Below are 9,248 nucleotides of genomic sequence, written 5' to 3'. Positions count from 1 at the left end.
AGTGTCACCTATGTCCTCGTACACCTGTTACCCATGTCCCCGGTCCATACACGGTTTCCCCTTGGGGCGGCCCGGCGGGGAAACGGTTTAATGCCTGGTCCGCCAAAGAAAAAGCCCCTTGAGCGATCAAGGGGCTTTTTCTTGCCGGCGGCGACGATTACTTGTCGGCGGCGTTGGTGATGGCGTTGCCAGCCTTGGACATGTCCTTGCCCATGCCCGCGACGGTGTTGCAACCGGCGAGGACAAAGCCGAACACGACGAAGGCGGTCAGCACGATCTTGCTGCGCATGCTGGCGCTCCTATAGTGATAAAACGGTTCCGGCCCGTACTTTAGACGATTTCGACGCGGAGTTCGCCCAGGCCCTCGACGCCGCCCGTGATGACATCCCCCTGCAGCACCGCGCCCACGCCCTCCGGCGTGCCGGTGAAGATGATGTCGCCCGGCTGCAGTTCGAACAGGCCCGACAGGTAGGCGATGCTTTCCGGCACATTCCACAGCATTTGCGAGATGTCGCTGGACTGCTTGCGCTGGCCGTTCACGTCCAGCCAGATGGCGCCCTTGTCCAGGGTGCCGACCACGCTGCGGGGGTGGATCGGGCCCAGCGGCGCGGACAGATCGAACGCCTTGCCGATTTCCCAGGGACGCCCCTGCTTCTTCATTTCGCCCTGCAGGTCGCGGCGAGTCATGTCCAGGCCCAGCGCATAGCCCCACACGCATTCATTGGCCTCTTCGACCGGAATGTTGCGCCCGCCCTTGCCCAGCACGACGACGAGTTCCATCTCGTAGTGCAGGTTGGAAGTCTTGGGCGGATACGGCATCTTGCCGGTTTCGCCGTCGGCCACGCTCAGCACCGCGTCGGCGGGCTTGCAGAAGAAGAACGGATCTTCACGGCCGGTGAAGCCCATTTCCTTGGCGTGCTCGGCGTAATTGCGGCCGACGCAATAGACACGGCGTACCGGGAACAGCGCGGCGCTGCCGGCAACGGGAACCGCCACGGGCGGCTGGGGAGGCAATACGTAGTCCATGTTCAATCAACCTATGATGAATACGTGACCGGAAACCGGCTAAGCGCTTGCTGCCCCCAAGGGGGCAGTGTCGCCTTGGGCGGCCAGGCGATGAAAACCATTCGCGAGTTTATCCCTTTCCGCGCGGCCGGGCGCGGTCATCGGGCGTTCAGGCCAACGTAGGGATTTCCCCGTCGAACACCACCAGGCGTTCGATGAAATCCGCCATGTAGGCCTTCATTTCCTGGTGCGCCGGCGACACCTGGTAGCGATCGTGCGCGGGGCTGTCGCCGAACGCGGCCACCACGGCGTGCGTCAGGCCGTCCGAGCGGCTGGCTTCGTTGCGCCGGAAGGCATACGCAGAAACCCCGTCGCACTCCGACAGGATCCGCTGGCAATAGCCCTGGACCCGGTCGTGGAAGCGCTCGTCGGCGGCATCGGAAAGTTGCAGCATTACGACATGCAAGTACATCAGGATTCCTTTTTCGATCGGGTAAGCGCCAGCCAGGCCCGCGCGATCAGCCCCATGATGCCGTCTCGGAACAGCAGCACGCACAGGACAAAAATAACCCCCTGGGCGATGAGCACCCAGGACCCCAGCGGCGCCAGGTAGTTCTGCAGCGACACGAAAGTGAAGGCGCCGGCCAGCGGGCCGAACACCGTGCCGATGCCGCCCAGCAGCGCCATCAGCACCACCTCCCCGTTGGCATGCCAGTGCACGTCGGTCAGCGACGCCACGCCGAACACCAGCACCTTCAGCCCACCGGCCAGGCCCGCCACCGAGGCGGACAGGGTGAACGCCATGAGCTTGTACCGCGACGTCGAATAGCCCAGCGAACGGGCGCGCTGCTCGTTGTCGCGCACCGAGCGGATCACTTCCCCGAACGGCGAGTTCAGCACGCGCAGCACGAAGGCGTAGCCCAGCGCGAAGACCAGCAGCGTGAAGTAGTACATGGGCATCACGCCTTGCAGGTCGAAGATGCCGAACAGCTTGCCGCGCGGCACGCTCTGCAGGCCGTCCTCGCCTCCAGTGAAGCCCGCCTGGACCGCGATGAAGTACACCAGTTGCGACAGCGCCAGCGTGATCATCGCGAAGTAGATGCCCTGGCGGCGGATGGCGATGGCGCCGAACGCCAGGCCCAGCAGGCCGCCGGTCAGCACCCCGGCCAGCAGGCCGAGCTCCGGCGTGGCGCCCAGCAGCTTCATCACGATGCCGGTCGCATACGCCGCCGCTCCGAAGAACGCGGCATGGCCGAACGACAGCAGGCCCACGTAGCCCACCAGCAGGTTGAAGGCTGCCGCGAACAAGGCGAAGCACAGCACCTTCATCAGGAAGGTGGGATAGATGAACCACGGCGCCACCAGCGCCGCAACCGCCAGCGCCGCCATCGCCACACGCATGCCGCGGCGGCCCAACTGCACAGGCTCGCGGGTCGCTTCGGCCGCCAGCACGTTCTGCACCTGCAGAGGCTTGCCGAACAGCCCTGCGGGCTTGCACAGCAGCACCAGCACCATGATGATGAAAATCGCCAGGTTGGCGGCCTCGGGATAGAACACTTTGGTCAGGCCCTCGATGATGCCAAGGCCGAAGCCGCTGACGATGGCCCCCATGATGGACCCCATGCCGCCAATCACCACCACCGCAAACACGACGACGACCAGGTTGGACCCCATCATCGGACTGACCTGGTAGATCGGCGCGGCGATCACGCCCGCCACCGAGGCCAGGGCCACGCCAAGCGCGTAGGTCAGCGTGATGAGCAGCGGCACGTTGATGCCGAACGAACGCACCACCGTCGGGTTTTCCGTCGCCGCGCGCAGCATGGCGCCAACGCGGGTCTTCTCGATCAGCACCCAGACGGCCAGGCACAATACCAGCGACACGACGACCGCCCAGCCGCGATACCAGGGCAGGAACATGAAGCCCAGGTTGACGCCGCCCATCAGCGCCTTGGGGATGGTGTAGGGCAGCCCCGACACGCCATAGGCCTGGCGCAGCCCGCCTTCGATCAGCAACGCAATGCCGAAGGTCAGCAGCAGGCCGTACAGGTGGTCCATGCGGTAGGTGCGCGAGATCAGCGCGCGCTCGACCACGATGGCGAAGGCCGCCATGATGAGCGGCACCAGCACCAGCGCGGCCCAGTAGTTCACGCCCAGGTAGTTCAGCAGCATCCAGGCCAGGAACGCGCCGGCCGTGTACTGCGCGCCATGGGCGAAATTGATGATGTTCAACAGGCCGAAGATCACCGCCAGCCCGATCGAGAGCAAGGCGTAGAACGAACCGTTGATCAGGCCGAGCAGCAGCTGGCCGAATAGTGCCGTGGACGGCACGCCGAAAATTTCGAACACGTGGATTCTCCCTCAGACACCCAGGCGGCGCATGATCCGCTCGGGATCGTTGCGCGCCTCTTCCGCCGACAGCTGGTCGACCACGCAGCCGTGTTCCATCACGTAATGGCGGTCGGCTACCTTGCTCGCGAACCGGAAGTTCTGCTCGACCAGCACGATGGTGAAGCCCCGCTCTTTCAAGGTACGGATGGCATGCCCGATCTGCTGCACGATGACCGGGGCCAGGCCCTCGGTAGGTTCGTCCAGCAGGATGAGCTGGGCGCCCGTGCGCAGGATGCGCGCGATCGCCAGCATCTGCTGCTCGCCGCCGGACAGGTTGCCGCCGGAACTGGCGCTGCGTTCGCGCAGGTTGGGAAACAGGGTGTAGATCTCGTCCAGCGACATGCCACCGTCCGCCAGCCGCGGCGGCAGCATCAGGTTCTCGGTCACGCTGAGGCTGCGGAACACCGCCCGCTCTTCCGGGCAATACACCACGCCCAGCCGCGGGATGCGGTGCGGAGCCATGTTCACCGTCTCGCGCCCGTTCAGGAGGATGGAGCCGCGGCGCTTGTCCAGGATGCCCATGATGGCGCGCAGGGTCGTCGTCTTGCCGGCGCCGTTGCGTCCAAGAATGGTGACGAGTTCCCCGCGGTTCACGTTCAGGTCCACGCCGTGCAACACGTGCGATTCGCCGTACCACGCATTGAGTTTTTTGATCTCCAGCATCTCAGTGCGTCTCCTCGTCCGAACCCATGTAGGCCGTGATGACGCGCTCGTCGCGCGACACGGCGGCATAGTCGCCCTGCGCCAGCACCGCGCCGCGCGCCAGCACGGTGATCGTGTCGGAAAGGTCCGCCACCACCGAGAGGTTGTGCTCGACCATGAGGATGCTGCGGTTGACCGAGACGCTGCGGATCAGCGCGGCAATGCGTGCCACGTCCTCCTGGCCCAGCCCGGCCATCGGTTCGTCCAGAAGCATGATTTCCGGTTCCAGCGCCAGGGTAATCGCGATTTCCAGCGCGCGCTTGCGGCCGTAGGGCAACAAGGCGGCGGTCGTGTCCGCCAGCGCGGCCAGGCCGACCGCGTCCAGCAGCTCCATCGCGCGCCCATTGAGGCGGTCGATGCTGCGGCGGCTGCGCCAGAAGCGCCAGCCGTCGCCATGCTGCCGCATCAGCGCCACGCGCATGTTCTGCAAGGCCGTAAGGCCAAGAAATACCGCGGATATCTGGAAAGAACGGACGATGCCCAGCCGCGCGATCTGCTCCGGAGCGAGCGCCGTGATGTCGCGGCCGCGATAGTGGATGGCGCCGGCGTCCGGGGTGAGGAATTTGGTCAGCAGGTTGAAGCAGGTGGTTTTGCCCGCGCCGTTGGGGCCGATCAGGGCGTGGATGGAGCCTTCCCGCAGGGACAGGGACACGTCGTCGACGGCGTTGAAGCCGCCGAAGCGCTTGACCAGCCCACGGGCGGACAGGACCGCTTGGGGGTTCATGGCGGATCTCCTACATGCGGGCCAGCAGGCCGCCGTCTATCGCCAGGACGTGCCCGTTGACGAACGACGCGCCTGGCGAGGCCAGGTAGACCACCGCCGGAGCGATGTCTTCCGGCGCGGCCCAGCGGCCGACCGGAACGGCCGTGGACAGGAAGGACTGGAACTGCGGATTGTCCTGCAGGCCCTGGGTGAAGTCGGTGCGCACGAACCCCGGGGCCAGTGCGTTGCACGTGATGCCGCTGCCCCCGTACTCCACGGCCAGCGCTCGGGTGAAGGCCGCGACGGCGCCCTTGGCCGTTGCGTAGGCCGCGATGTTCGGCATGGTCGCCTGCCCCGCCACGGACGACATCAGGATGATGCGGCCGAAGCCGCGCTTGCCCATGGCCGGCAGCACGGCGCGCGCGCAGTTGAACGCGCCGTTGACGTGGACGTTCTGCAACGCCTGCCATTCGGCTGGGCTCATTTCCACCACGGCTTTGCGGTTCTGGTTGCCCGCATTGCTGACCAGCACGTCGATCGCCAGCCCCGTGTCCTCGAGGCCGGCAACGGCCCGGGCGACCGCGTCGCCGTCGGCCACGTCGAACGGTGCGCCGAGGGCCTTGATGCCCTCCTGCCCCAGGCGTTCGCAAGCGGCTTCGCAGGCCTCGGGGGACAGGTCATTGACCACTACCTGCGCGCCCGCCCGGCCCAGCGCCTGCGCGATCGCGTAGCCCAATCCCCGCGCCGCGCCGGTCACCAGCGCGACGCGCCCCGCCAGACCGAACGTCCGGTCCAGATAGTCGTGTTTCAAGCTTGTCTCCTAGATCTTGTATGCGACCGGATCTCTGGGCCCGGCCTGCGTCCGATCAGGCCTCCGTTTCAAGAAAACCTGATTGACATAAATCTCAATATACGCGACTATTTTTAAACACTCAATAACAAGATTTTTTCTTTATCTCTTATAAAGAGTTCTGGCTAGGAGACAATCATGGCCCTCGAAACCCCCGGCTGCCCCGCAGCCAACGCGCTGCCGCCCTTGGCCTCGCGCTTCCTGAAAGTCGCCGACCTCCCGTGGAAGCCCACGCAGGTGGAAGGCATCGATATGAAGATCCTGATGCAGGACAAGGAGTCCGGCCTGCTTACCGCCCTGTTCCGCTGGCAACCCGGCACCGAGCTCCCGCTGCACGAGCACGTAGAGGTCGAGCAGACCTATGTGCTGGAAGGCTCGATCGTCGATGCCGAAGGCGAGGTCTGCGCGGGCGACTACGTCTGGCGCCCTCGCGGCAACCGGCACGTGGCGCGCGCGCCCAACGGCGCGCTGGTGCTCAGCTTCTTCCTGAAACCCAATCTGTTCATCGAAGGCTACGCCGGCCAGACGCTGGAATAAGCTTTTTTTTGCCGCCAGGCCGCTCTAAGGCAAAAGCGTCCCCTCGGGCCGCAGCAAGCCAAAGACGCGGCGTGAAGGCACTTTTTTGCGCGACCGCCCGGCACAGGATGGCGCGCTGGACTCGAAGCCCCCGAGGAGACATACCCCATGAAGACCCGTTTGAAGAACAGCCTTGCCGCCTGCGTGCTGGGCGCCCTTTCCGTGTCCGCCCAGGCGCAGGTGTCGGATGACGTCGTGAAGATCGGCGTGCTGGGAGACCAGTCCGGCATGATGGCCGACCTCTCCGGCAAGTTCGGCGTCGAAGCCGTGAAGATGGCCGTCGAGGATTTCGGCGGAACCGTGCTGGGCAAGCCCATCGAAGTCATTTCGGCGGACCACCAGAACAAGGTGGACATCGGCGTGGCGACGGCGCGCCGCTGGTACGAAAACGACAAGGTGGACCTGATCCTGGACGTGCCCAATTCCGCCATCGCGCTCGCGGTGCAGGACCTGACCCGGCAGATGAAGCGCGTGGTGATCTTCACCAGCGCCGGCTCCGCCGATCTGACCGGCAAGGCCTGCTCGCCCAACGGCATGCATTGGACCTACGACACCTACGCCTACGCCACCGGCGTGGCCAATGGCGTCATGGAAGACGGCGGCAAGAGCTGGTATTTCATCACCTCCGACTATGCCTTCGGCCATTCGCTGGAGCGCGACGCCATGGCGGTGGTCAAGTCCAAGGGCGGGCAGGTCGTGGGCAGCGTCCGCCACCCCATCGCCAGCGCCGACTTTTCCTCGTTCCTGCTGCAGGCGCAAGCTTCCAAGGCCCAGGTCATCGGCCTGGCCAATGGCAGCGGCGACACCATCAACAGCATCAAGCAGGCATTCGAGTTCGGCATCATGGGCAGCAAGCAGCGCGTGGCGGCGCTGTTCATGAGCATCGTGGACGTGCGCAGCGTGGGGCTGGAATACGCGCAGGGCCTGAACCTGGTGGAGCCGTTCTACTGGGACCAGGACGACAAGGCGCGGCAATGGTCCGAACGCTATTTCAAGCGCACCGGCCGCATGCCCTCCATGGTGCAGGCGAGCAATTACAGCGCGACCATGCATTATCTGAACGCCATCAAGGCGGCGGGCACCGACGGCTCCGAGGCCGTGCTGAAGAAAATGCATGAAACGCCTATCAACGACTTCATGACCGAGAACGGCCGGATCCGCGAGGACGGCCGCGTCATGCGCGACCTCTATCTGTTCCAGGTCAAGAAGCCGTCGGAATCCAAGCGCGACTGGGACTACTACAACCTCGTCCGCAAGATTCCCGCAGAACAGGCCTTCCGTCCGCTGCAGGACGGCGGCTGCTCGCTGGTGAAGCCGTGATGGACGGCGCGCCTGGGCTGCTTGCCGGCAAGCGCGCCATTGTCACGGGGGGCGCCAACCCCCGGGGCATCGGCGCGGCCATCGTGGACTTGTTCATCGCGCAAGGCGCTGCCGTCGCCGTGCTGGACCAGGCCTATCCCGAAGGCGCCGCCCCGGCGCTTGAGGGGGGCCGGGTCAACCTGCATTGCGACGTATCGCGCCAGGCATCCTGCGCAACCGCGGTAGAACAGGCGAAGGCCGCGCTCGGCGGGATCGACGTGCTGGTCAATAACGCCGGCATCGTCGCCGCCACGCGCATCTGGGACCTGCCCGAGGATGAATTCCGCCGCATGATCGAAGTGAACCTGACCGGCACCTACAACGTCACCCACGCGGCGCTGCCGGCCCTGCTGGACAGCCCGCGACGCCCCGCCATCGTCAATCTGGGCTCCACTGCCGCGCTACGCGGCGGAGGTCTGCTCGGCGGCTCGCACTATGCCGCGTCCAAGGGCGGCGTCATCAGTTTCACCAAGGCGCTGGCCCGCGAACTGGGCCCACGCGGCGTCCGCGCCAATTGCGTGGCGCCGGGCATCATCGAAACGGACATGACGCTGGGCAAATTCGGCGAAAATTGGGAACAAGAACTCAAACAGGGCATTCCGCTCCAGCGTTTCGGCTCGCCCGCCGAAGTCGCTCAAGCCATTCTTTTCCTGGCCTCGGACCTGTCCTCCTACTCAACCGGCATCGTGGTCGACGTCAACGGCGGCTTCCACATTCACTAGGCGCGCCATCCCGCAATGAGCACCCCAGACCGCATGTTGTCCATCCTCGACCTCTTTCGCGACGACACCACCGCCGCGTTCCAGGAAGACGTCATGGCGCATCTGGAGTGCTCGCGCGCTACGGCGTACCGCTATCTGAAGTCGCTGACCGAGAGCGGCCTGCTCGCGCCCACCTCCGGCGGCGCCTACGTGCTGGGATCGCGCATCATCGAGCTGGACCGCCACCTGCGCCAACACGATCCCCTGATGCGGGCCGCGCGCGACGTCATGCGCGCCACGGGCGACGAGCTGCACGCCAACCTGATGCTCTGCAGCTACTATGGCGACAAAGTCATGTGCGTGGACCGCTACTGGACGGACAATTCCATCGAGTCCAGCTATGCCCGCGGCCGCCCCTACACCATGTTCCACGGGGCCACGGCCAAGCCCATCCTGGCCAACCTGCCGCCCTATCAGCTGCGCAACCTGATGCTCTGGCACAGCGCGGAAATCCGCGAGGCCGGCCTGGGTGAAGACTGGGATGAATTCCGCGCCAACCTGAAGCGCCTGCGCAACGCGGGCGTGTACGTTTCGCACGGCGAGATCGATCGCGGGCTGATCGGCATCGGCTCGGCGATCTTCAGCCCCGAACAGAAGGTGGTCGGCAGCCTGGTGTTCATTGCCGCCGAGGCCCGCACCTCGGAAGAGCGGCTGGATATCCTGCGGGCGCGCATCCAGGTCGCGGCCGCGCAGGTGTCGCAGAACCTGCAGGCCCCGCAAAGCAACGGCGCGGCGGCGATCGGCATCATGCCGTCGCGGCCGCGCCGCTCCAAAACGCCGGCCGGCTCATCGCCGGCACGGCTAAAGAAATAGCCCCCACGCTGCGCCTTCGGCTTGCTGCCCCCCGAGGGGGCCGTTTTTGCCTTGGGGCGGCCCGGCGGCAAAAATAGCCCCCACGCTG

General features: G+C 65.5%; 11 protein-coding genes. 4 read left to right on the top strand and 7 right to left on the bottom strand.

Going from position 1 to position 9,248, the window contains the following annotated elements:
• Positions 1 to 157: 157 nt before the first annotated feature.
• From JL37_RS06215 to JL37_RS06185, 7 genes are all read right to left on the bottom strand, one after another.
• Entirely contained in the window at positions 158 to 289 is a 132-nt protein-coding gene (locus JL37_RS06215; protein WP_042792660.1) for an entericidin A/B family lipoprotein, read from the bottom strand.
• Between the two features lie 41 nt (positions 290 to 330).
• The gene (locus JL37_RS06210; protein WP_043542701.1) at positions 331 to 1,026 is read right to left on the bottom strand and encodes a fumarylacetoacetate hydrolase family protein; all 696 of its coding nucleotides are present in this window, start codon (positions 1,024 to 1,026) and stop codon (positions 331 to 333) included.
• A gap of 148 nt (positions 1,027 to 1,174) precedes the next feature.
• Complete coding sequence (locus tag JL37_RS06205; protein WP_043542700.1) at positions 1,175 to 1,477, bottom strand: Dabb family protein; 303 nt, start codon at positions 1,475 to 1,477, stop codon at positions 1,175 to 1,177.
• Positions 1,477 to 3,354, bottom strand: coding sequence for an ABC transporter permease (locus JL37_RS06200; protein ID WP_043542699.1), 1,878 nt, complete (start codon positions 3,352 to 3,354; stop codon positions 1,477 to 1,479). The genes JL37_RS06205 and JL37_RS06200 overlap by 1 nt, the downstream gene beginning before the upstream one ends.
• Positions 3,355 to 3,366: 12 nt before the next feature.
• Positions 3,367 to 4,059 carry an ABC transporter ATP-binding protein gene (locus tag JL37_RS06195; RefSeq protein ID WP_043542698.1) on the bottom strand — a complete coding sequence of 231 codons (693 nt, stop codon included), beginning with the start codon at positions 4,057 to 4,059 and terminating at the stop codon, positions 3,367 to 3,369.
• Between the two features lies 1 nt (position 4,060).
• Positions 4,061 to 4,822 carry an ABC transporter ATP-binding protein gene (locus tag JL37_RS06190; RefSeq protein ID WP_043542697.1) on the bottom strand — a complete coding sequence of 254 codons (762 nt, stop codon included), beginning with the start codon at positions 4,820 to 4,822 and terminating at the stop codon, positions 4,061 to 4,063.
• 10 nt (positions 4,823 to 4,832) lie between these two features.
• Positions 4,833 to 5,612 (bottom strand): SDR family NAD(P)-dependent oxidoreductase, encoded by a 780-nt coding sequence (locus JL37_RS06185; protein ID WP_043542696.1) that lies wholly within the window; start codon positions 5,610 to 5,612, stop codon positions 4,833 to 4,835.
• 177 nt (positions 5,613 to 5,789) lie between these two features.
• On the opposite strand from JL37_RS06185, the gene JL37_RS06180 reads away from it, so the two are divergent.
• The 4 genes from JL37_RS06180 to JL37_RS06165 all read left to right on the top strand — a co-directional run bounded on the left by JL37_RS06180 (position 5,790) and on the right by JL37_RS06165 (position 9,160).
• A complete protein-coding gene (locus tag JL37_RS06180) occupies positions 5,790 to 6,188 on the top strand; it encodes a cupin domain-containing protein (protein ID WP_043542695.1) in 399 nt (132 codons plus the stop codon).
• Between the two features lie 147 nt (positions 6,189 to 6,335).
• The gene (locus tag JL37_RS06175) at positions 6,336 to 7,547 is read left to right on the top strand and encodes an ABC transporter substrate-binding protein (RefSeq protein WP_043542694.1); all 1,212 of its coding nucleotides are present in this window, start codon (positions 6,336 to 6,338) and stop codon (positions 7,545 to 7,547) included.
• The gene (locus JL37_RS06170; RefSeq protein ID WP_043542693.1) at positions 7,547 to 8,308 is read left to right on the top strand and encodes an SDR family NAD(P)-dependent oxidoreductase; all 762 of its coding nucleotides are present in this window, start codon (positions 7,547 to 7,549) and stop codon (positions 8,306 to 8,308) included. The genes JL37_RS06175 and JL37_RS06170 overlap by 1 nt, the downstream gene beginning before the upstream one ends.
• A 15-nt stretch (positions 8,309 to 8,323) precedes the next feature.
• Positions 8,324 to 9,160: an IclR family transcriptional regulator gene (locus tag JL37_RS06165; RefSeq protein WP_043542692.1), complete on the top strand. Its 837-nt coding sequence runs from the start codon at positions 8,324 to 8,326 to the stop codon at positions 9,158 to 9,160.
• Positions 9,161 to 9,248 lie beyond the last annotated feature (88 nt).

Origin of the sequence: Achromobacter sp. RTa, assembly GCF_000757485.1 — a bacterium.
Lineage (GTDB): Bacteria > Pseudomonadota > Gammaproteobacteria > Burkholderiales > Burkholderiaceae_B > Achromobacter.
The sequence above is the reverse complement of the archived record's forward strand: the minus strand, read 5'-3'. Positions and strand labels throughout refer to the sequence as shown.

Bases quoted from the DNA above. Each gene is read 5' to 3' on its own strand.
- JL37_RS06215 (WP_042792660.1), bottom strand. From the start codon at position 289: ATGCGCAGCAAGATCGTGCTGACCGCCTTCGTCGTGTTCGGCTTTGTC.
- JL37_RS06210 (WP_043542701.1), bottom strand. From the start codon at position 1,026: ATGGACTACGTATTGCCTCCCCAGCCGCCCGTGGCGGTTCCCGTTGCC.
- JL37_RS06205 (WP_043542700.1), bottom strand. From the start codon at position 1,477: ATGTACTTGCATGTCGTAATGCTGCAACTTTCCGATGCCGCCGACGAG.
- JL37_RS06195 (WP_043542698.1), bottom strand. From the start codon at position 4,059: ATGCTGGAGATCAAAAAACTCAATGCGTGGTACGGCGAATCGCACGTG.
- JL37_RS06190 (WP_043542697.1), bottom strand. From the start codon at position 4,822: ATGAACCCCCAAGCGGTCCTGTCCGCCCGTGGGCTGGTCAAGCGCTTC.
- JL37_RS06180 (WP_043542695.1), top strand. From the start codon at position 5,790: ATGGCCCTCGAAACCCCCGGCTGCCCCGCAGCCAACGCGCTGCCGCCC.
- JL37_RS06175 (WP_043542694.1), top strand. From the start codon at position 6,336: ATGAAGACCCGTTTGAAGAACAGCCTTGCCGCCTGCGTGCTGGGCGCC.
- JL37_RS06170 (WP_043542693.1), top strand. From the start codon at position 7,547: ATGGACGGCGCGCCTGGGCTGCTTGCCGGCAAGCGCGCCATTGTCACG.
- JL37_RS06165 (WP_043542692.1), top strand. From the start codon at position 8,324: ATGAGCACCCCAGACCGCATGTTGTCCATCCTCGACCTCTTTCGCGAC.